The sequence below is a fragment of the Microbacterium sp. WCS2018Hpa-9 genome (genome assembly GCF_031843745.1).
In the GTDB taxonomy this organism is placed as follows: domain Bacteria; phylum Actinomycetota; class Actinomycetes; order Actinomycetales; family Microbacteriaceae; genus Microbacterium.
In genome coordinates, this window is the sequence record NZ_JAVTIY010000004.1 from 113248 (window position 1) to 133783 (window position 20536).

The window sequence follows — 20536 nt, forward strand, 5'->3', positions numbered from 1 at the left end:
AGCTCCTGAACGACGAGGGTGTGGTTACCCACGGACGGGTAGGAGAACATCTAAACATGCACCACCCGGCCGAACCGGTCGCCAGCCGCCTTCCGCGGATCACATTTGTGTTGCAAGTGTGACCGAAAGTGACACCCCGGGTGGACGCCATGGCACCGATTGTTCACCTTGCCTGAGTATCCTCTGTGCCAACACCCGAGCGGACGCGCTCGGGTCGTACAGGAGGACCGATCATGGCCAAGAAGACACCCGCCCACCGGAACGCCGAAGCAGCACTCGATGCCGCCAAGGATGCCGCAAAGGACGCGAAGAAGCTGATCAAGACCCTTCCTAAGAAAGCAGCCAAGAAGCTGAAGCCTCTCGTCGAGGATGCGAAGGACGCGGCGAGCGCCTCGAAGAAGAAGATCGCCGACAAGCCGAAGAAGGTCGCGAAGTCGGCCACGGCCGCCACCGAGCGACTTCAGGAAGCCACCGCGCGTCTGCAGGCACCGAAGAAGGCAGACACGAAGAAGGCCGACAAGAAGGACTCGAAGCAGTCGTCGGCGAAGAAGCCAGAGGCGAAGAAGTCCGCGACGAAGAGCACCTCGCCGTCGAAGAAGGCCGAGGCGACCACGTCCGAGGTTCCGACGTCGCCCGCGAAGACCGAGCCGAAGGCAGCCGCAGTCGCACCGAAGGCAGCGGCGACGAAGGTCGCCCCTGCTCCCGCGACCACGTCCACGACCGCGGCGACACCCGCCGCTCGTCCGGCGAAGAAGGCGACCACCACGAGGAAGGCGACGCCCAAGCCCGCCGCACCGGGGTCAGCCCCCGCGTCCGAGCTGAGCGATCTCACGGTCATCGAGCTCCGGGCCCGCGCCCGCGCCGAGGGCCGCACCGGGTACTCGCGACTGTCGAAGGCCGCACTGCTCGACCTCCTTGCGAACTGACGTGCAGGAGGCGCTGGACCGCGCTGCCGAGGCGCCACTCCCCCGCACGCTGATCGACATCCTCCGGGACACCACCGCGCAGCATCCGGACGCATCGGCAGTCGAAGACGCCGACGGCGCCCTGAGCTACGCCGAGCTTCTGGCGCAGGTGTGGCGCACGGCCGCTGTGCTGCGAGAGCACGGCGTGGGTCAGGGCGATCGCGTCGGCATCAGGATGACGTCCGGGCGCCGCGACCTCTACATCGCGATCCTCGGCGCGATGGCGGCCGGCGCGGCATATGTGCCGGTCGACGCGGACGACCCCCAGGAGCGGGCCGATCTCGTCTTCCGCGAGGCTCGCATCGCCGGCATGATCACCGATGCGGGCTACCTCCCCGCCGACACGGGCGATGCGAGGGAGCTGTTCGCCAGCGCGACACCGCACCCGAGCACCTCGGCCGTGCCCGTCGTCGCCCCGCCGACCGTCGAGGACGACGCGTGGATCATCTTCACCTCCGGCTCTACCGGGGTGCCCAAGGGCGTCGCCGTATCGCACAGGTCGGCCGCCGCCTTCGTCGACGCCGAAGCGCGCCTGTTCCTGCAGGACGCCCCGCTGGGCCCCGGCGACCGCGTGCTCGCGGGGCTGTCGGTCGCGTTCGACGCATCGTGTGAGGAGATGTGGCTCGCATGGGGCCACGGCGCATGCCTCGTTCCGGCGCCGAGGGCTCTGGTCCGGTCGGGCGAGGATCTGGGCCCCTGGCTGCTCGGGCACGGCATCACCGTCGTCTCGACGGTCCCCACGCTCGCAGCCCTGTGGCCCCAGGATGCGATCGAGAACGTGCGTCTGCTCATCTTCGGCGGCGAGGCCTGCCCGCCGGAGCTGGTCGCGCGACTGGCATCGGATGGGCGCGAGGTCTGGAACACGTACGGCCCGACCGAGGCCACCGTCGTCGCCTGTGCGTCTCTCATGGACGGCACCGGCCCCGTGCGCATCGGCCTGCCGCTGGACGGCTGGTCGCTGGCCGTGGTCGATGGCGAAGGTCAGCGCGTCGCGGACGGCGAGGCGGGCGAGCTCATCATCGGCGGAGTGGGCCTCGCCCGCTACCTCGACCCGGCCAAGGACGCCGAGAAGTACGCCCCGATGCCGACGCTCGGCTGGGATCGCGCCTATCGCTCCGGCGATGTCGTGCGCGTCGAGCCCGAGGGCCTCATCTTCCAAGGCCGTGCCGACGACCAGGTCAAGATCGGCGGTCGCCGCATCGAGCTCGGCGAGGTCGAGGCGGCGCTGCAGGGGCTGAGCTTCGTCTCGGCAGCGACCGTGGTCGTGCAGAAGACCGAGACCGGCATGCCGATCCTCGTCGGCTATGTGGTTCCGGACGAGGGCTTCGACAGGCAGGTGGCGCGCGGCGAGCTCGCCGACACTCTCCCGGCTCCGCTGATCCCCCTGCTCGCGATCGTCGACGATCTGCCTGTCCGCACGTCGGGCAAGGTCGACAAAGCGGCTCTCCCGTGGCCCCTCGATTCCGGTGATGCGGGCGAATCCTCGCTCTCCGGTACCGCGGCGTGGCTGGCCGAGCAGTGGTTCGCCGTGCTCGGCATCCGCCCGAGCGATGAGGACGCCGACTTCTTCCAGCTCGGCGGAGGCTCGCTCGCCGCCGCCCAGCTGGTCTCACGCCTGCGCACTCGCGCACCCGAGTTCACGATGACCGACGTCTACGACCTGCCGAGGCTGCGTCAGATGGCCGATGCCGTCGACGACGAGGCCGACGACGAGCACACCGCGGAACGGGTCTTCAGCCAGCAGGCGCCGACACCGCGGCGGATGCAGTGGGTGCAGACCATCGCCGGGTTGCCGCTGTTCGTGTTCACCGGCATCCGCTGGCTGCTCTTCCTGCTCACCGCGAGCTGGATCCTGCGTCTGTCCCCCGGATTCGACTTCCTTCCCGAGGTTCCGCTGTGGACGATCATCGTCGGCCTGGTGATCTTCGTGACCCCGCTGGGCAAGATGACCATCGCCGCCGTCGCCGCCCGTCTGCTGCTCGCCGGACTCCGACCCGGCGACTACCCGCGGGGTGGCGGCGTGCACCTGCGCCTGTGGCTCGCCGAGCAGATCGCGCAGCAGGTCGACCCGGTGGGACTCGCGGGCGCGCCCTGGGTCGTCTACTACGCCAGGGCGCTCGGCGCGCGCATCCACAAGGACGTCGATCTGCACACGGTGCCCCCGATCACGGGCATGCTCGACATCGGCGCCGGGGCCTCGATCGAGCCCGAGGTCGACCTCACCGGGTACTGGATCGACGGCGACACCGTGCGCATCGGCGGCATCCGCATCGGTGCCGACGCGACGATCGGCGCACGAAGCACCCTCGCCCCCGGCACGAAGATCGGCCGCGGCGCCGAGATCGCACCCGGTTCAGCCGTGTTCGGACGCGTGCGTTCCGGGCAGCGCTGGGCCGGATCCCCGGCAGCACGCGTCGGCGGCGTCTCGAAGCCGTTCGCAGCCGGTCGTCCGCCGAGCCGCACCCGGTGGCTGTGGGCCTACGCCGCCTCCTCGGCATCCCTGGGCCTCCTGCCTGTCGTCTCGCTCGCCACAGGGGCCTGGGTGGTGGCACTCGGCATCCGAGGAGCTGACTCCCTCACCGCCGCGGTTCCCGGCATCCTGGCGCTGCTCGTTCCTGCCGTGCTGCTCGCGGGCGTGGTCTTCGCCACCCTCGTGCTGGTTCTCGTGCGCCTGCTCGGGATCGGCCTCGGCGAGGGTGTGTACCCGGTGCGCTCTCGCGTCGCCTGGCAGGCGTGGACGACCGAACGCCTGCTGGATTCCGCTCGCACCTTCCTCTTCCCGCTGTACTCCAGCAGCTTCACCCCGTTCTGGCTGCGCGCCCTCGGCGCCGACGTCGGTCGCGATGTCGAGGCGTCGACGGTGCTGCTCATCCCGAAGCTCACGACGATCGCCGACGGCGCTTTCCTCGCCGACGACACGATGGTCGCCACCTACGAGCTGCAGGGCGGGTGGATGCGACTGGGAACCGCGCGCATCGGCAAGCGCGCGTTCCTCGGCAACTCCGGCATGGCGGCCGGCGGGCACAACGTGCCGCGAGACGGTCTCGTGGCCGTGCTCTCCGTCGCGCCGCCCAAGGCGAAGGCAGGGTCGTCGTGGTTGGGCTCGCCCGCCGCTCGACTGCGTCGTGTCGTCAACGACTCCGATCTCGAGCGCACCTACCGCCCCCGCGCCGGCCTGCGAGTGGCACGAGCACTGTGGGAGCTGGGCCGCATCATCCCGGTGTTCGTGACCTGCGCGATCGGACTGGCCGTGATGCTCACGCTCGCCGCCGTGGTCGACGCGTGGGGGCTCGCATGGGCGGTCGTGCTCTCGAGCGCCGTCATGCTCGCCGCCGGCGCGATCGCCGCCCTCATCACGACAGCCGCCAAGTGGATCATCGTCGGCCCGATCCGCGCCGGAGAGCATCCGCTCTGGTCGAGCTTCGTCTGGCGCACCGAGGTGTCCGACACGTTCACCGAGATGGTCGCCGCCCCCTGGTTCGCGAACGCGGCATCCGGCACGCCCGCCCTCGCCATCTGGCTGCGCACGCTCGGAGCCAAGATCGGTCGAGGCGTCTGGACCGACAGCTACTGGCTGCCCGAACCCGACCTCGTGACGCTCGGCGACGGCGCCACGGTGAACCGCGGATGTGTGGTTCAGACGCATCTGTTCCATGATCGAGTGATGAGCATCGACGCAGTGACCCTCGAGAACGGTGCGACCCTCGGGCCGCACAGCGTGATCCTCCCCGCGGCGACGATCGGAGCGGATGCGACGGTCGGCCCTGCGTCGCTCGTGATGCGCGGCGAGTTCGTGCCTGTCGGCAGCCGGTGGAGCGGCAACCCCATCGGCCCGTGGCGCGCCGTCAAGGTGCGCTCGTACCAGGCCTCGAACGCATGACCGTCGACCCCTACACCCCGCACAGCGGCGATCGACGCTACGGGGTGCTGCACTACGACCTCGCCATCGACTACCGCGTGACCACGAACCGCCTCGCGGGCATCGCGACGATCCGGTTGCGGATGCAGGAGTCGGCCAAGCACGTGTCGTTCGACCTCGTCGGGCTCAAGGCCACGAAGGTGCGGGTGAGCGGCGACCGAGCCGCCTCGTTCCGCCAGGACGACCGGCGACTCAAGGTGATCTTCGGCGGCGAGCGCGCGAGCGGTCAGGAACTCATCGTCACCGTCGAGTACTCGGGGGCTCCCTCGCCCCGCCGCACCCGGTGGGGACTCCTCGGCTGGGAAGAGCTCGAAGACGGCGTGCTGGTCGCGTCGCAGCCGACCGGTGCTCCGACCTGGTTCCCCTGCAACGACATCCCCTCAGACAAGGCGACATATCGCCTGGAGTTCAAGGCAGACCCCGAATACACCGTCGTGAGCGGCGGCGCCGCCACCCGGTCGACGCAGCGGGGCCGCACTCGCTGGACCTTCGACCAGCCGGTGCCGACAGCCACGTACCTGATGACGGTGCAGCTCGGTCAGTACGACGACGCCAGGGTCGAGCTCGGTGCGACGCCCGGGCGTCTGTTCCACCCCCGGGCGCTCGCTCCGCGAGTGCGCTCCGACTTCGCCTCACTGCCGCAGATGATGGAGACGTTCGTCGAGGCCTTCGGCCCGTACCCCTACGAGTCGTACAAGATCGTCGTCACCCCGGACGTCCTCGAGATCCCGCTCGAGGCGCAGGGCATGGCGATCTTCGGCGCGAACCACGTCGACGGGTCGGGCGGTAGCGAGCGGCTGGTCGCGCACGAGCTCGCGCACCAGTGGTTCGGCAACAGCGTCGGCGTCGCCCGGTGGCAGGACATCTGGCTGAACGAGGGATACGCGTGCTACTCGGAGTGGCTGTGGTCAGAGGCCGCAGGAGGGCCCACCGCTCACGCGAAGGCCCTGCTGCATCACGCCAGCCTCCGCATCCTCCCCCAGGATCTCGTGCTCTCGGATCCCGGGCCGAACGACATGTTCGACGACCGCGTGTACAAGCGCGGCGCGCTCACCCTGCATGCGCTGCGTCTGACGATCGGCGACGACCGGTTCTTCGCCCTGACGCGGGAGTGGACGTCGCGCTTCGCCGGGCTCGCGGTGACGAGCGACGACTTCCTCGGGCTGGTCGACGAGATCGCCGACGGCCAGGCGCGCGCCCTCGTGCGGACCTGGATCGACGAGCTCCCGCTGCCCGCGCTCCCTCCTGCGCGGGCCCGGCGCCGACGCTGACGGCGCGGTGACGGCGCGGTGACGGCGCGCTGACGGCAGAGGATCAGCCGACGGCGACGCTCAACACGTATCCGGGCGGTCCGACGAGCGTCGTGACCTCGAGGGGGCTCGATCGCCCCGGGAGCGCTGCCGACCACACGCACGGGTCCACGTCATCGGGGCGCTGCTGCAGGAGCACCTCCGACGGATCGATCTCGAAACCGCGACCATCCGCCTTGACGGCCGCTTCGATGCGCGTCCACGCGGCGAGATCCGGGGCACTGCCGTCGGGGAACATCGGGCCCAATCCGTAGAGAGGGCCGGCGGCCGCCTCCTCCTCGATGTCGACGCCCAGCAGGATCGACCCCGCTGTCGCCGCGACCACGACCAGGTCCTCCGCGTGGCTCACGCTGAGCGAGACACCGTCGGAGCGCGGCCGGCCGTGATGCGCGCCGCATCGGGTGCAGAGGCTGGAGAGCAGAACCTCGTCGGAGCCTCGGATCCTGCGCACGAGTGCGCGGATCAGCGCCCTCCCCGCCAAGAAGCCCTGGGCGCGGCTGCCACTCAGCTGGCGAAGGCGGTCGGCCTGTGCCGGCCCCATCGCGGCGGCGTCGGTCTCGGTGAACCCCTGCAGGTCAGAGGGGCTCGCCCAGACGACGGTCACGTCGCGCCAGGTGATCTCGCCCATGACTGCGCCTGCTCCCGTCGGATCGACAGCTGCGGACCGGCGGCTCAGACCTCGAAGTCGACGGCCACGCGCGACGCGACCACCGAGCGCACGTACGCCACGACCTCTTCGTGAGCCGGGTGCACCTGGTACTCCTCCAGAGCCTCGATCGAATCGACGTCCGCGACGAGGGTGACGTCCCAGTTCGCGTCCGGATACGCGACGTTCGCACCCGCGGAGATCGAACGGAGCTGCGGCACGACTCCGTCGAGTGCATTCAGCCTGCGAGCGACCTCGGCGGCCTGCTCGGAGCGCGTCGCCGCGTCGTCTGCGGCGAGCTTCCAGGTGACGACGTGACGGATCATCGCGCTTCCTTCTCCAGTGCGTCATTCTGCACGGCGGCTTCGAGAGCATCGCGCAGTCGGTCGGCCGACAGGCGCCAGTGCGCGTGCAGTTCCCCGTCGATGAGGACGACCGGGATCTTCTCCCACCACAGCTCGTAGAGCGCGGGGTCGTCCTTGATCGACGCCTCGACGATCTGGATCCGCTCGGCAGCTGCATCAGGGAGTTCGGCGACGACGGAGTCGATGATCTCGGACGCGACGTCGCACAGGTGGCAGTCGGGCTTGCCGATGAGGGTCAGCGTGGTCACGCCGACGGCACCTCGACCTCGCGGCCCTGAGCGATCCACTCGCCCGTTCCGCCCTCGACGTTGGTCGCGTCATACCCGCGGGATTCGAGCGCCTCGACGACGCGCGCCGAGCGCCCGCCGGCCTGGCAGATGACGTCGAACGACTCTGCAGGAAGCTCTTCGAGTCGGTTGCCGATCTCGGACATCGGGATGTTGACCGCCCCGGGGACGTGTCCGGCGGCGAACTCATCGACCTCGCGGACATCGATGAGCGGAGTGTTCGAACGCTCGGCGAGCTCGGTGACGGTGATCGACTTCATGGCATGCTCCTGCGACGAGTGGGAAACCGGGGGCATAGACACAAAGCGCCCGTCCGGAGACAGGCGCTCGTGTCTGGTCGCTTACTTCTTGTTGCGACGCTGGTGGCGAGTCTTACGAAGCAGCTTGCGGTGCTTCTTCTTCGCCATGCGCTTGCGGCGCTTCTTGATGACAGAACCCACGGAAACCTCACTAAGTCAGTGGCTGGGTGTCGTCGGTGACGGACACCCGGGTACGGGCACGGAAAAATGCCTCGGATCAGTCTAGCAAACAGTGGAGCTCTCGCTGCACGCGCTCACGTAGACCGAGCCGAGAGCGTCAGCCGACGTCGGCTATCGGTCGTTGCAGAGCATCGGCCACCGCAGATTCCGGAACTCGGAAACTGCGACCGAAGCGAATGGCTGGCAGCTCCCCAGCGTGCACCATTCGATAGACGGTCATCTTCGACACGCGCATGAGTTCGGCGACCTCAGCCACCGTAAGGAACCGGACATCTGGAACCTCGGGCATCCCACGTACCCCTTTCTCGATTTGTGCACACTCTAGGGCGAATCTGGGACGCGTGTAAACCCATGTGGCCTGTGTGATCAATGAGCATCGCCGACCGTGGCGAAAGCACGCACCGGGCGAGCTCACATCATGGCAAGCCCCGGACGCGGTCAGCGCGACTTCGTCGCTCTCGCCACCCGCTCCCGGGCCTCCCTGAGCGCCTGCCTCTCGAGCTTGTGAGCGGTGCGCAACGCCTTCTCGGCCTCGCGCACGGCCTTCTGCGCATCCCGGAGTCGGCGGTCACCCGAGAGATCAGCCGGGTCGAGTGCGATCCAGTCCGCAGCGGGCTCGGGCGCGGCTCCTCGGTCGAGCGAATCGATGTACGCCGCGACCCCGTCGAGGATGCGCTCCATGCCGAATCGGAACGGATCTGCAGCAGACACGAACACGCCATCGTCAATCGCGCGGCGCAGTGCAGGGAACTCGTCGGCGGTGATCACGCGGTCGTACAGCTCCGACTCGCGAACCGCCACCTCATCCGGAGTGAGTCCACTTCCGCGGGACTGCTCCGTGTAACCGGCCTGGACGATCCCGCACCACCGCGCGTTACCGGTCACGGCCAGCGCGACCGCGATGCGCTCCTCCGACGAGAGCGGGGTTCCCTCGAGCGCTTCGAGAGACGCGTCGAGCCACGCCGAGCTGTTCGGGGTGATCGGAGAGCCGGTGATCGGCAGCGACAGCATCCAAGGGTGGCGTTGGTAGAGGAGGACCTGCTCGACATAGAGACCGACGAGCCGCGCCCGCCAGCCTTCGAGTTCGCGCACCGACTCCGGCGGCAATCCCGTGGCCTGCTCCTGCATGAGCAGCAGAAGGTCGTCCTTCGCGCTGACGTATCGATAGAGCGACATGGGTGTGAATCCGAGCGCCGACGCGACCGCAGCCATCGATACGGCGCCGATGCCGTCGGCATCCGCTAGCTCGACCGCCGCATCGACGATGCGCTCCACGCTCATCTCACGCTTGGGCCCTCGTTGAGGGTTCGCCGCGACCCCCCAGGCGAGGGCGATCCCGCGCGGCAGCTCCGGGGGTTCGATCTCGGTCATGCTGTCATCCTACTTCTGTATATTGCGTAAACAGTGTGTTACGGTCATACACAGTTGCGTATGACACACACAGTTTTACTCATTCACAGTTCCAGCAAGGAAGGAAAGCACCGATGAATCAGGCGATCGAAGTCCGCGGGCTGAGCAAGGCCTTCGGAAAGACGCGCGTCGTCAACGACCTCGACTTCACCGTGTCGCGCGGCGAGGTCTTCGCGCTGCTCGGACCGAACGGAGCGGGCAAGACGACCACGATCAACATCCTCACGACGTTGACGGCCGCGGATGCCGGCACCGCACTCGTCGCCGGATTCGACACGAGGACCGAGGCTCGAGAGGTCCAGCGGCGGATCAGCCTGACCGGACAATCGGCTGCCGTAGACGACGCCCTGACGGCGACCGAGAACGTGATCATGTTCTCCCACCTCGCCGGCATGACCCGCATCGACTCGGCGCGCCGGGCGGCCGAGCTCATCTCGCGCTTCGACCTCACGGAGGCGGCCACGCGGTCGGTGCGCACCTTCTCGGGAGGCATGAGACGCCGTCTCGACCTCGCCCTGAGCTTCGTGGTCACCCCCGAGGTCCTCTTCCTCGACGAACCCACCACGGGCCTCGACACCCGAAGCAGGCGCGACCTCTGGGAGCTCATCCGCACCGTCGCGGCCGCTGGCACGACGGTTCTGCTCACGACGCAGTATCTCGAGGAGGCCGATCAGCTCGCCGATCGGATCGCCGTGCTGCACGAGGGTCGGATCGCCGCGCTCGGCACCCCCGGAGAACTCAAGGCGCGTATCGGCGGCGACACGGTCGAGCTGCACGACGCCCACGGCGACCTGGTGCGCGAGATCGCCACCGACGGCACCGTCGCCGACCTGCGGCGGGCGCTCGACCGCCTGGACGAAGAGGGCCTCGATGGCATCGTCTCGCTGCGGCGGCCGACACTCGACGATGTCTTCCTCGCAGTGACCACGACCGAGTCCGACGCCGAGCTCACGAAGGAGCACTCATGAACGCCACGACCGCTGTCACCCTCACGCCGCCCTCGACACTCCGGCCGCGTCCACGCCTGCGGGGCCTGACCGCCGAGACCGTCTTCGTGGGCAGGAGCCTGCGTCACTCGCTGCGCGACGGCGAGTCGCTGCTGATGGCGATCCTGCTGCCCGTGATGCTCATGCTGATGTTCACGTGGGTGTTCGGCGGAGCGATCGACCCCTCCGGCGCATACGTCGACTATGTCGTGCCCGGCATCATCCTCACGTGCGCCGGCTTCGGAGCCTCGTCCACCGCCGTGTACGTCGCCAACGACATGCGCACAGGGATAATCGATCGCTTCCGCACGATGCCGTTGCGCGCGAGCGCGGTGCTCACGGGACATGTCGTGGCGAGCCTGCTTCGCAACCTGGTCGCCACAGCGATCGTGATCGTCGTGGGCATCCTCGTCGGCTTCCGACCTGATGCCTCGTTCATCCACTGGCTGGCGCTGACCGGGCTCATCGCTCTGTACATCTTGGCGATCACCTACCTGTTCGCCGCCATCGGCCTGGCGGCGAAGTCACCGGAAGGCGCGAACGGATACGGGTTCGTGCTGCTGTTCCTCCCCTACCTGTCGAGCGCCTTCGTGCCCGTGGCGAGCATGCCGGCGTGGCTGCAGCCCGTCGCCACCTATCAGCCGATCACGCCGATCGTCGACACGATCCGTGGTCTGCTCACGGACGCTCCGCTGGAGGCGGCACCGCTGTGGGCGATCGGGGGGTGCGTCCTGATCCTGGTCGGCTCGGTCCTGTGGGGCGCGTGGCTGTTCCGACGCAGGTCCGCGCGCCGCTGAGGACCGAATCCGGACCGCGCGTGCGGGTCACAGCCGAGACATAGGACGTTTGCCGGAACCGTTCAGGCTGCGCTGAGATGCTGGATCCACGACTCACGATGGCACCGTCAGAGTCCACGCGGGCTGGGGCCCGTGGCCACGCCCCCGATGACAAACCCCCCGTTGTCAGAGGGGGCGAAGTGCGTCCGGGGGCGTCAGCCGCCGAAGCGCTTGAACGCGGTGGTGACGGCGTGCCTGGCAGATGCTGCGGCACGCCCGACGACCTCGGCCGCGTGCGCGGCTCCGTCGGGAAGCGGAAGACCGGGGTACTCGATGTCGGGCGCATCGTCGCCGTAGGCGTCCATGAGGAACGGGACGAGCCAGTCGTCGACGACCTCCAGCGGCTCGACGGCGAGGCTGTAGAAGCGGCGCTGACCGTCTTCGCGCACGCTGACCAGCTCGGCCTCGCGGAGGACCTTCAGATGCTTCGAGACGGTGGGCTGGCTGATGCCGAGATCGGCGACGATATGGCTCACGCTCGTACCGGCGTCCCCTTCGGTGGTGCGTCGCAGGAGAAGCTGGAGGATGTCGCGCCTCGTACCGTCTGCGATCACGTCGAAGATGTCCGTCATGTGATCAGGGTAGTCGTCCCCGGCACGGAGTACCATGACGAAGGCTCGGCGATCGGCGTCGTGCAGCCGCGGTGCGCGGCGAGGGGAAGCAAAGGGGGACTCGATGTCGGGCATCGCTTCGGCGTCGTCACCTCGACAGCGTCTTCAGAACGCCGCCTCCTGGGGCAAGCACATCGTCACGTCTTCGCCCTCGCGCTTCGCGATCGTCATCTTCGCGCTGCTCATCCTCGTGTTCACCGTGCTGCTGTCGCTGCCGATCGCGTCGGCATCGCGCACGGTCACGCCACTGGCGGATGCGCTGTTCACCGCCGTGTCGACCATCTGCGTCACAGGCCTCTCCACCGTCGACATGGCGAACCACTGGTCTCCGTTCGGGCACGTGCTGATCTTCATCGGCGTGAACATCGGCGGACTCGGTGTGCTCACCCTGGCCTCGCTGATGGGCCTGGTCATCTCGAAGCGCCTCGGGCTGCGGGCAAAGCTCATGGCCGCCGGCGACACGAACCCGCTGCGAGCGCACGGTGGCGTCGTGAACGAGAGCCAGACCGTCCGACTCGGCGAGGTCGGCCAGCTCCTGCGCACCGTCGCGGTGTCGTCGCTCATCATCGAGGGCGTTCTCGCGATCCTCCTCTACCCCGCACTGGTACTGGCTGAGGTCGATCCGATCGCCGCCCTGTGGGAGGCGCCGTACTTCGCCGCCATGGCGTTCACCAACACCGGGTTCGCTCCCAACGACGGCGGCGTGGCCGTCTTCGCCGACGACTATCTCGTGCTGTCGCTGCTGATGGTGGGTGTCTTCCTCGGGAGCATCGGCTTCCCCGTGATCTACACACTGGCCAAGCACGTGTGGCACGTGAAGAAGTGGTCGCTGCACACCAAGCTCACCCTCGTCACCACCGTGCTCCTGTTCGTGCTGGGCGCCGCGGTGTTCCTGATCCTCGAGTACGCGAACCCGAAGACGTTCGGCTCGATGGATGCGGCCGACACCACGTTCCAAGCCTTCTTCCTCTCGGCGATGACCCGTTCGGGCGGCTTCAACGTGATCGAGATGGACGACCTCAACGGCTCGTCCCTGCTGGCCGCGAGCATGCTGATGTTCGTCGGCGGCGGCTCGGCATCCACCGCCGGAGGAATCAAGGTCACCACTCTCGCCGTGCTCGCCATCGCCGTGTGGTCGGAGGCGAAGGGACGCCAGTCGGTCGAGGTCTTCGGCCGCCGCATCCCCAGCGACGTGCAGCGCGTGGCACTCAGCGTCGTCGCCTGGGGCGCCACGATCGTCGCACTGTCGACGATCATCATCGCCCAGATCACCAAGGCCGACATCAGTCATGTGCTGTTCGATGTGATCTCTGCGTTCGGCACCGTCGGCCTCTCGACAGGTCTCACCGCCGAGCTCCCCGATTCCGCCTCGTACGTGCTCGCGACCACCATCTTCATGGGGCGCGTTGGTACAGTGACTCTCGCCGCGGCAGTCGCCGCGACATCGCGATCGCAGTATTACTCGCTGCCCGTGGAAAGGCCGATCGTTGGTTGAAGTGCTCCGGGGCGACGCTCCCGTTCTCGTCATCGGCCTCGGCCGCTTCGGCGCCGCATGCGCCGGCGAGCTCGACCGCCTCGACCGCGAGGTCCTCGCGATCGACGGCAATCTGGAGCTCGTGCAGAAGTGGTCCGACCGCGTCACGCACACCGTGCAGGCCGACGCCAAGAACATCGACGCCCTGCGTCAGATCGGCGCGCAGGACTTCCAGGTCGCCGTCGTCGCGGTCGGCTCGTCGATCGAGGCGTCCGTGTTGATCACGGCGAACCTCGTCGACCTCAAGGTGCCGCAGATCTGGGCCAAGGCCGTCTCGCAGTCGCACGGCAAGATCCTCGCCCGCGTGGGCGCCAACCACGTCATCTACCCCGAGCGCGAAGCCGGCGAGCGCGTCGCTCACCTCGTCTCCGGCCGGATGCTCGACTTCATCCGCTTCGACGACGACTTCGTGCTGGCGAAGATGTACCCGCCGAAGTTCATCCGCGGCGTGGGCCTGAACGAATCCGGCGTGCGCAGCAAGTACAAGGTCACCGTCGTCGGGGTGAAGAGTCCAGGCAAGCCCTTCCGCTACGCCGAGGCGAACACGATCGTCACGAACCACGACCTCATCATCGTCTCGGGCACCAACAGCGACATCGAGCGCTTCGCCGCGCTCGACCGCTGAGCGGCAGCCCACTCGAGCTCAGGCGTCGATGTCGAGCGTGATCTCGACGACGTCGTCGATGCCGACGCCCTCACGGTCCTGCAGCGCCTTCTTGATCGGCACGATGTAACCGCCGTCTTTCGGCCACAGTGCCGTGGTCACGGTCGTGCGCCCGATCGTCACGGATGCGGGGATCATGCCCCACCCGTAAGTGACGACGCTCGCGACCTCGCCGATCATCTCGCTCTCGGTGGGCGGCACAGTGACGAAGTGATACGGCGCCGGCCCGCGCCAATGCCAGATCTCCCCCGAGAACCGCAGCTGCATGTCAGGCTCCGGCCGCGAGCTCTCTGGCTCGAGCGAGCGCCGCATCGGCGGCATCCGCGAACGTGCGATCCAGGTGCGCGTCCTGCAGCACGGCGACGGCGCGCTCGGTGGTGCCCTTCGGGCTCGTGACGCGGCGGCGCAGCTCAGACGGCTCCTCCCCCGACGCATCGAGCAATGCCGTCGCTCCGATGAAGGTCTGCTCCACCATCACTCGCGCATCGCTCTCGCTGAAGCCCATGCCGACGGCGGCCTTCGTGAGCTCCTCGATGAGCAGGTAGACGTAGGCCGGGCCCGAACCCGAGATGGTCGAGAGCGCGTCGATCTGTGACTCGGGAACCTCGACGACAGCCCCCACGGTTGCGAAGAGACGGTGCACGAGGGCGAGGTCGTCGGCCGATGCGGCGGCCCCCGCAGCGAGGCCGGTGACGCCCTTGCCGACGGTCGACGGGGTGTTCGGCATCGAGCGGATGACACGCGCGTCGGCGCCGAGGTTGTCGGCGAAGGTCTGCAGGGTGACCCCGGCTGCGAGACTCACCACGATCGCGTCGTCGGGCAGTGAGGGAGCGATTTCGCGCAGCAGATCGGGGACCATCGCCGGCTTCACGCCGACAAGGACGATCCGAGCCGACTGAACCGCCTGCGCGTTGCCGTCCGGTGTCTCGGAGAGCGCGATGCTCGTGACGCCGTCGAGGTCGGCGAAGGCCGCTGCCTTCTCGGGCGTGCGGTTCGTCGCGGTGATGCCTCCGTCGACGGGTATCTCCGATGCGACGACGCCTCGGAGGATCGCGCCGCCCATCGAGCCGGCACCGAGAAACGCGAGAGCAGGAAGAGTTTCAGCCATGTCGTCATCCTACGGCGGGCGCACCGGGCGTCCACGGGCGAGCGGATCTAGACTCGACGCATGAGTGCATCCGGCGGCGGCAAGGCCATTCTCGCGGCGTTCCTGGCGAATCTGGGCATCGCCCTGGCGAAGTTCGTCGCGTGGGCGCTCTCAGGATCCGCGTCGATGCTCGCCGAGGCGATCCACTCGGTCGCCGACTCCGGCAACCAGCTGCTGCTCATGGTGGGCGGACGCAAGGCGAAGCGCGGGGCCGACCGAGCGCATCCGTTCGGCTACGGCCGGGAGCGCTACGTCTACGCGTTCGTCGTGTCGATCATCCTGTTCTCCGTCGGTGGCCTGTTCGCGATCTACGAGGCGATCGACAAGCTCACCCACCCGCACGAACTCGACGAGACCTGGTGGTGGCTGCCGCTCGTCGTGCTCGTGGTCGCGATCGGCCTGGAGTCGTTCTCGCTGCGCACGGCCGTCAAGGAGAGCAACCTCGTGCGCGACGAGGGCCAGTCGTGGGTGTCGTTCGTCCGCCGCGCGAAGGCACCGGAGCTGCCCGTCGTGCTGCTCGAGGATGTCGGAGCACTGACCGGTCTCACCTTCGCACTGCTCGGCGTCGGCCTCACCGTGATCACCGGGAACCCGCTCTTCGATGCCCTCGGCACCCTGATGATCGGCATCCTGCTCGTGGTCATCGCGATCGTGCTCGGAGTCGAGACCAAGAGCCTTCTCGTAGGCGAGGGAGCGACGCAGGCCGATCACGATCGCATCGTCGACGCGATCAACGCGGGCGACGAGATCGAGAAGATCATCCACATGAAGACGCTCTACCTCGGACCCGACGAGCTGATGGTGGCGGCGAAGATCGCCCTCAACGCCGACAAGCCGCTGCGCGAGGCAGCGGTCGACATCGACGCGATCGAGGCTCGCATCCGCGAGGCCGTGCCGACGGCCAGGGTCATCTACATCGAGCCCGACGTGTACCGGCCGTCGCTCGACCCGGAGCCGTCGACCGACGTGTTCGTGCTCAAGTCCTCCGACTGACTCGCACGACGTCCGCGACCGTCAGCGGCGTTGCTCGAAGAAGTCCCGCAGCAACGCGGTCGCCGCGTCCGCTTCGATTCCGCCGATGACCTCCGCCCGGTAGGGCAGTCGTCTGTCGCGCAGCACGTCGTACATCGATCCGGCGGCCCCGGCTTTGTCGTCCCAGGCTCCGAAGACGACCCGGCCGACTCGCGCCTGCAGGATCGCTCCTGCACACATGACGCAGGGCTCGAGCGTGACGACGAGGGTATGGCCCTCGAGGTTCCAGGAGCCGACGGATGCCGCTGCGGCGCGCAGCGCCTCGACCTCGGCGTGCCCGGTCGGATCGCCGGTCGCCTCCCGGTTGTTGCGCCCCTCGGCGATGATGCGTCCCTCGGCGTCGAGCACCACGGCCCCCACGGGGATCTCCGATGCGGACGCCGCTTCGGCCGCGAGCTCGAGAGCGCGGCGCATCGCGATGAGGTCGGCGGCGGTCATGGGTCGAGCCTACGACAGGCGCAGAAACCGCCCAGCGCATCCGATGTCGTACGCGAGCGTCCGGCGCATTAGCCTGTAAGCATGCGTGTCCACGTCGCCGACCACCCTCTCGTCACTCACAAGCTCTCGGTGCTGCGCGACCATCGCACACCGTCGCCGGTCTTCCGCCAGCTGACCGAAGAACTCGTGACGCTGCTCGCGTACGAGGCGACCCGCAACGTGAAGGTCAGCCCGATCGAGATCACCACTCCGGTGACCACGACGATGGGCGTGAAGATCTCGGAGCCTCGCCCGATCGTGGTGCCGATCCTGCGCGCAGGACTCGGCATGCTCGAGGGGCTCGTCAAACTTCTGCCGACCGCCGAGGTCGGGTTCCTCGGAATGGTCCGCGATGAGGAGACCTTCGAGCCGACCACCTACGCCGAGCGTCTCCCCGACGACCTGAGCGACCGCCAGTGCTTCGCGATCGATCCGATGCTCGCAACCGGTGGCTCGCTGGCCGCCGCCATCCAGTTCCTCTTCGACCGCGGGGCCAAGGATGTCACGGCGATCTGCCTGCTGGGCACGCCGGAGGGGCTCGCCGCGATCGAGGCTCTCGTCGGAGACCGCGATGTGACGATCGTGCTCGGCGCGCTCGACGAGCGTCTCAACGAGAAGGGCTACATCGTCCCCGGACTCGGCGACGCCGGCGATCGGCTCTACGGCACCGTCTGACGCACCACCCGCTCGCCCTAGCCGAGCAGTGCCACACCGAAGCCCGCGACGACGTCGCGCACCTCGGCGAGATACCGCTGCGCCTGCTCGGTGAGCGGGATGGCGGTGCGTCCGACCCACCCGATCTCGATGTGGTCGTCGACGTCGAGGGGCACCGCGACGATCTCGGGATCGAGATCGTCGCTGATGATGCCGGTGGAGATCGTGTATCCGTCGAGTCCGATCATGAGGTTGAAGATCGTCGCTCGATCGGACACCCTGATCTCGCGAGCACTCGAGAGCGTCGAGAGGATCTCCTCGGCGAAGTAGAACGAGTTGTTCGCTCCCTGATCGAAGGTGAGCCGCGGCAGGCCGACGAGGTCGTCGAGGGTCGCCCGCTCTCGGGAGGCGAGAGCGTTGCGGCGCGAGACGAAGATGTGCGGCTCGGCGACGAAGAGCGGATGGAAAGCGAGACCCGAGTCCCGCAGCAGCTTGTCGATGACGTTCCGGTTGAAGTCGTTGCGGAAGAGGATGCCGAGTTCGCTGCGCAAGGTGCGCACATCTTCGATGATGTCCCACGTGCGGGTCTCCCGCAGTGAGAACTCGTACTCGGCCGCGCTCGTGCCCTTGACCATCCGCACGAACGCGTCGACCGCGAACGAATAGTGCTGTGTCGACACCCCGAGGAGCCGGCGCGACGGCGGCCGACCCAGGTAGCGCTGCTCGAGCAGCTCGGCCTGTTCGACGATCTGTCTGGCGTACCCCAGGAACTCCGAGCCGTCGCTGGTGAGCGTGACCCCGCGAGCCGAGCGGGTGAGAAGAGCACGGCCCACCCGGTTCTCGAGGTCTTTCATCGCCGCGGACATGGTGGGCTGGGCGACATAGAGCAGGTCGGCCGCGGCCGTGATCGATCCTTCCGCGGCGACCTCGATGAAGTACTGGAGCTGTTGCAGCGTGATTCCGCTCGATCGCCTGGGCATAGGAGAAGGCTATAGCACTGCATAAGGGACCCGAATTACCCGATGACCTCGATGCGGCTGCACGATGAGAACACAGCTTTCGCGAGGCCGAACCGGCCTCTCATCTCCCGGATTGGCCCCTCATGGCGAACGAGATCACGTTCAGCATCACGACCACACGCTTCGACGAGGACTACGCCCCGTCGGACAGTTCGCGGATCACCACGAACTTCGCCAACCTCGCCCGCGGTGAGCGTCGCCAGCAGAACCTCCGCAATGCCCTCGCGATGATCGACCGCCGGTTCAACGATCTCGCGCTCGGCGACGGCCCTGACGGCGACCGCTACTCGGTCGAGCTCGACATCGTCTCTGTGCAGCTGCGGTTCTCCGACGGCGCAGATGAGGAATTCCCCGTTCTCGAGGTGCTCGACGTCCACATCGTCGACCGACTGACCGGCGAACGCCACCAGGGCATCGTCGGGAACAACTTCTCTTCGTACCTCCGCGACTACGATTTCAGCGTCGTCCTGCCCGCGGCGAACGCGGCCACGACCGGGTTCACGACTCCCGACGACTTCGGTGTGCTGCACGGCAAGCTCTTCCAGCACTTCCTCGAGTCCGACGCGTATCAGGAGCGGTTCCCGACGCTGCCGGTCATCTGCATCAGCGTCTCGACGAGCAGGACGTACCGCCGCACCGGCAACGTCCATCCCGTGCTCGGCATCGAGTACGTTCAGGACTCCTTCTCGCTCACCGACGAGTACTTCGGGAAGATGGGCCTGCAGGTGCGGTACTTCATGCCGCGCGGCAGCGCCGCCCCGCTCGCCTTCTACTTCCGCGGCGATCTCCTGAGCGACTACTCCGATCTGCAGCTCATCGGCACGATCAGCACGATGGAGACGTTCCAGAAGATCTACCGGCCCGAGATCTACAACGCGAACACGCCCGCCGAGAGCGTCTACCGTCCGAGCCTCGCGCATGAGGACTACCGGCAGACGGAGATCACGTACGACCGTGAAGAGCGCAGCCAGCTCGCGGTCGCACAGGGACGCTACGCGGACGAGCACTTCGTCACGCCGCATCGGCGCGTGCTGGATCAGTGGGCCGCCGCCTACCCGGCTCCCTCTTACTCCGCTCCGGTCCTCCCCGCTCCGGTCCGATGACCGCCGAGGAGTCGAAGATCGTGAGACCGCTGCTGCCCACCTCGATCGTGGGAAGCCTGCCGAAGCCTGCGTGGCTCGCCAGGCCGGAGGTGCTCTGGTCGCCGTGGGAGCTGCAGGGCGATGCACTCACCGAGGGCAAGCACGATGCGCTGCGCGCCGCCGTGCACGAACAGCGTCGGCGCGGCATCGACATCATCAGCGACGGGGAGCAGACCCGACAGCACTTCGTCACCACCTTCATCGAGCATCTCGACGGTGTCGATTTCGAGAAGCGTGAGACGGTGCGCATCCGCGACCGCTATGACGCGAGCGTGCCCTCGGTGGTGGGCGCGGTGAGCCGCCGCAAGCCCGTGTTCGTGGACGACGCCGCGTTTCTGCGCCAGCAGACCGATCAGCCGATCAAATGGGCGCTGCCCGGCCCGATGACGATGATCGACACCCTGGCCGACCGCCACTATCGCAGCCGCGAGACGCTGGCGTGGGAGTTCGCGACGATCCTCAATCAGGAGGCGAAGGAGCTCGAGGCAGCGGGAGTGGACATCATCCAGTTCGACGAGCCCGCGTTCAACGTCTTCTTCGACGAGATGAAGGACTGGGGCATCGCGGCCCTCGAGCGGGCAGTCGAAGGGCTGAACGCCGAGACGGCTGTGCACATCTGCTACGGCTACGGAATCAAGGCGAACAACGACTGGAAGGCGACCCTCGGGGCGGAGTGGCGGCAATACGAGGAGTCGTTCCCGCTTCTGCAGCAGTCCAGCATCGACATCGTCTCGCTCGAGAGCCACCACTCGCACGTGCCCATGGACCTCATCGAGCTCATCCGCGGCAAGAAGGTCATGCTCGGGGCGATCGATGTGGCGAGCGAGAAGATCGAGACTGCAGAAGAAGTCGCCGACACCCTGCGCCGCGCGCTCGAGTTCGTCGACGCAGAGCTGCTCATCCCCAGCTCGAACTGCGGCATGGCACCCCTGCCCAGGCACGTCGCGCTCGACAAGCTGAGCGCACTCACGGCAGGAGCGCGAATAGTCCGGGAGGAGCTCGGCGCCTGAGCGCTGCGGCTCCCGCGGCGGGTTCTTGACCGCCCACCTGCTG

The 20536-nt window shown here is 67.8% G+C and carries 23 protein-coding genes; 11 read left to right on the plus strand and 12 right to left on the minus strand.

The genetic code is table 11. The features are described from left to right. Positions 1 to 233: 233 nt before the first annotated feature. From RQG82_RS09895 to RQG82_RS09905, 3 genes are read left to right on the plus strand one after another with little or no spacing between them, the layout of a single operon-like run. Entirely contained in the window at positions 234 to 926 is a 693-nt protein-coding gene (locus tag RQG82_RS09895; RefSeq protein WP_311258920.1) for a hypothetical protein, read from the plus strand. 1 nt (position 927) lies between these two features. Next, positions 928 to 4845, plus strand: coding sequence for a Pls/PosA family non-ribosomal peptide synthetase (locus RQG82_RS09900; protein WP_311258921.1), 3918 nt, complete (start codon positions 928 to 930; stop codon positions 4843 to 4845). Next, positions 4842 to 6155: a M1 family metallopeptidase gene (locus RQG82_RS09905; RefSeq protein WP_311258922.1), complete on the plus strand. Its 1314-nt coding sequence runs from the start codon at positions 4842 to 4844 to the stop codon at positions 6153 to 6155. The genes RQG82_RS09900 and RQG82_RS09905 overlap by 4 nt, the downstream gene beginning before the upstream one ends. Before the next feature lie 43 nt (positions 6156 to 6198). Here the strand turns inward: RQG82_RS09905 and RQG82_RS09910 are convergent, their stop codons facing one another. From RQG82_RS09910 to RQG82_RS09940, 7 genes are all read right to left on the minus strand, one after another. After that, entirely contained in the window at positions 6199 to 6822 is a 624-nt protein-coding gene (locus RQG82_RS09910; RefSeq protein WP_311258923.1) for a hypothetical protein, read from the minus strand. A 44-nt stretch (positions 6823 to 6866) separates the two neighbouring features. Further along, positions 6867 to 7166, minus strand: a complete 300-nt coding sequence (locus RQG82_RS09915; protein WP_311258924.1) for a Dabb family protein — start codon at positions 7164 to 7166, stop codon at positions 6867 to 6869. Then, on the minus strand, positions 7163 to 7453 hold the full coding sequence (locus RQG82_RS09920; protein WP_311258925.1) for a glutaredoxin family protein: 291 nt from the start codon (positions 7451 to 7453) through the stop codon (positions 7163 to 7165). The genes RQG82_RS09915 and RQG82_RS09920 overlap by 4 nt, the downstream gene beginning before the upstream one ends. Continuing rightward, a complete protein-coding gene (locus RQG82_RS09925; protein WP_311258926.1) occupies positions 7450 to 7752 on the minus strand; it encodes a rhodanese-like domain-containing protein in 303 nt (100 codons plus the stop codon). The genes RQG82_RS09920 and RQG82_RS09925 overlap by 4 nt, the downstream gene beginning before the upstream one ends. An 81-nt stretch (positions 7753 to 7833) precedes the next feature. Next, positions 7834 to 7932 (minus strand): 30S ribosomal protein bS22, encoded by a 99-nt coding sequence (locus tag RQG82_RS09930; protein WP_003792170.1) that lies wholly within the window; start codon positions 7930 to 7932, stop codon positions 7834 to 7836. Between the two features lie 136 nt (positions 7933 to 8068). Next, positions 8069 to 8260, minus strand: a complete 192-nt coding sequence (locus tag RQG82_RS09935) for a helix-turn-helix domain-containing protein (protein ID WP_042538977.1) — start codon at positions 8258 to 8260, stop codon at positions 8069 to 8071. Positions 8261 to 8409: 149 nt separating this feature from the next. Then, positions 8410 to 9342: a TetR family transcriptional regulator gene (locus RQG82_RS09940; protein WP_311258927.1), complete on the minus strand. Its 933-nt coding sequence runs from the start codon at positions 9340 to 9342 to the stop codon at positions 8410 to 8412. A 113-nt stretch (positions 9343 to 9455) separates the two neighbouring features. Here RQG82_RS09940 and RQG82_RS09945 point away from each other — a divergent pair, with 113 nt between their 5' ends. Then, positions 9456 to 10349 carry an ATP-binding cassette domain-containing protein gene (locus tag RQG82_RS09945; RefSeq protein WP_311258928.1) on the plus strand — a complete coding sequence of 298 codons (894 nt, stop codon included), beginning with the start codon at positions 9456 to 9458 and terminating at the stop codon, positions 10347 to 10349. Next, the gene (locus tag RQG82_RS09950; protein ID WP_311258929.1) at positions 10346 to 11164 is read left to right on the plus strand and encodes an ABC transporter permease; all 819 of its coding nucleotides are present in this window, start codon (positions 10346 to 10348) and stop codon (positions 11162 to 11164) included. Before RQG82_RS09945 ends, RQG82_RS09950 begins: the two co-directional genes overlap by 4 nt. A gap of 194 nt (positions 11165 to 11358) precedes the next feature. On the opposite strand, the gene RQG82_RS09955 is transcribed toward RQG82_RS09950, so the two are convergent. Next, a complete protein-coding gene (locus RQG82_RS09955) occupies positions 11359 to 11775 on the minus strand; it encodes a metalloregulator ArsR/SmtB family transcription factor (RefSeq protein ID WP_311258930.1) in 417 nt (138 codons plus the stop codon). A gap of 103 nt (positions 11776 to 11878) precedes the next feature. On the opposite strand from RQG82_RS09955, the gene RQG82_RS09960 reads away from it, so the two are divergent. Beyond that, positions 11879 to 13309, plus strand: coding sequence for a potassium transporter TrkG (locus tag RQG82_RS09960; RefSeq protein ID WP_311258931.1), 1431 nt, complete (start codon positions 11879 to 11881; stop codon positions 13307 to 13309). Then, a complete protein-coding gene (locus RQG82_RS09965; protein WP_042538973.1) occupies positions 13302 to 13973 on the plus strand; it encodes a TrkA family potassium uptake protein in 672 nt (223 codons plus the stop codon). Before RQG82_RS09960 ends, RQG82_RS09965 begins: the two co-directional genes overlap by 8 nt. 18 nt (positions 13974 to 13991) lie before the next feature. Here the strand turns inward: RQG82_RS09965 and RQG82_RS09970 are convergent, their stop codons facing one another. Then, complete coding sequence (locus tag RQG82_RS09970; RefSeq protein WP_311258932.1) at positions 13992 to 14279, minus strand: DUF1905 domain-containing protein; 288 nt, start codon at positions 14277 to 14279, stop codon at positions 13992 to 13994. 1 nt (position 14280) lies between these two features. After that, the gene (gene proC / locus RQG82_RS09975) at positions 14281 to 15120 is read right to left on the minus strand and encodes a pyrroline-5-carboxylate reductase (protein ID WP_311258933.1); all 840 of its coding nucleotides are present in this window, start codon (positions 15118 to 15120) and stop codon (positions 14281 to 14283) included. A gap of 60 nt (positions 15121 to 15180) precedes the next feature. Between proC and RQG82_RS09980 the strand changes: the two genes are divergently transcribed. Beyond that, entirely contained in the window at positions 15181 to 16152 is a 972-nt protein-coding gene (locus RQG82_RS09980) for a cation diffusion facilitator family transporter (protein ID WP_311258934.1), read from the plus strand. A 21-nt stretch (positions 16153 to 16173) separates the two neighbouring features. On the opposite strand, the gene tadA is transcribed toward RQG82_RS09980, so the two are convergent. Then, positions 16174 to 16629 (minus strand): tRNA adenosine(34) deaminase TadA, encoded by a 456-nt coding sequence (gene tadA, locus RQG82_RS09985; RefSeq protein ID WP_311258935.1) that lies wholly within the window; start codon positions 16627 to 16629, stop codon positions 16174 to 16176. Between the two features lie 81 nt (positions 16630 to 16710). Here tadA and upp point away from each other — a divergent pair, with 81 nt between their 5' ends. Beyond that, the gene (gene upp / locus RQG82_RS09990) at positions 16711 to 17343 is read left to right on the plus strand and encodes a uracil phosphoribosyltransferase (RefSeq protein ID WP_311258936.1); all 633 of its coding nucleotides are present in this window, start codon (positions 16711 to 16713) and stop codon (positions 17341 to 17343) included. Between the two features lie 17 nt (positions 17344 to 17360). On the opposite strand, the gene RQG82_RS09995 is transcribed toward upp, so the two are convergent. After that, complete coding sequence (locus tag RQG82_RS09995; RefSeq protein ID WP_311258937.1) at positions 17361 to 18302, minus strand: LysR family transcriptional regulator; 942 nt, start codon at positions 18300 to 18302, stop codon at positions 17361 to 17363. A gap of 122 nt (positions 18303 to 18424) precedes the next feature. On the opposite strand from RQG82_RS09995, the gene RQG82_RS10000 reads away from it, so the two are divergent. Together RQG82_RS10000 and RQG82_RS10005 are read left to right on the plus strand one after the other, a co-directional pair. Further along, complete coding sequence (locus RQG82_RS10000; RefSeq protein ID WP_311258938.1) at positions 18425 to 19444, plus strand: putative oxygenase MesX; 1020 nt, start codon at positions 18425 to 18427, stop codon at positions 19442 to 19444. Positions 19445 to 19464: 20 nt separating this feature from the next. Beyond that, positions 19465 to 20493, plus strand: coding sequence for a methionine synthase (locus tag RQG82_RS10005; RefSeq protein ID WP_311259155.1), 1029 nt, complete (start codon positions 19465 to 19467; stop codon positions 20491 to 20493). Positions 20494 to 20536 lie beyond the last annotated feature (43 nt).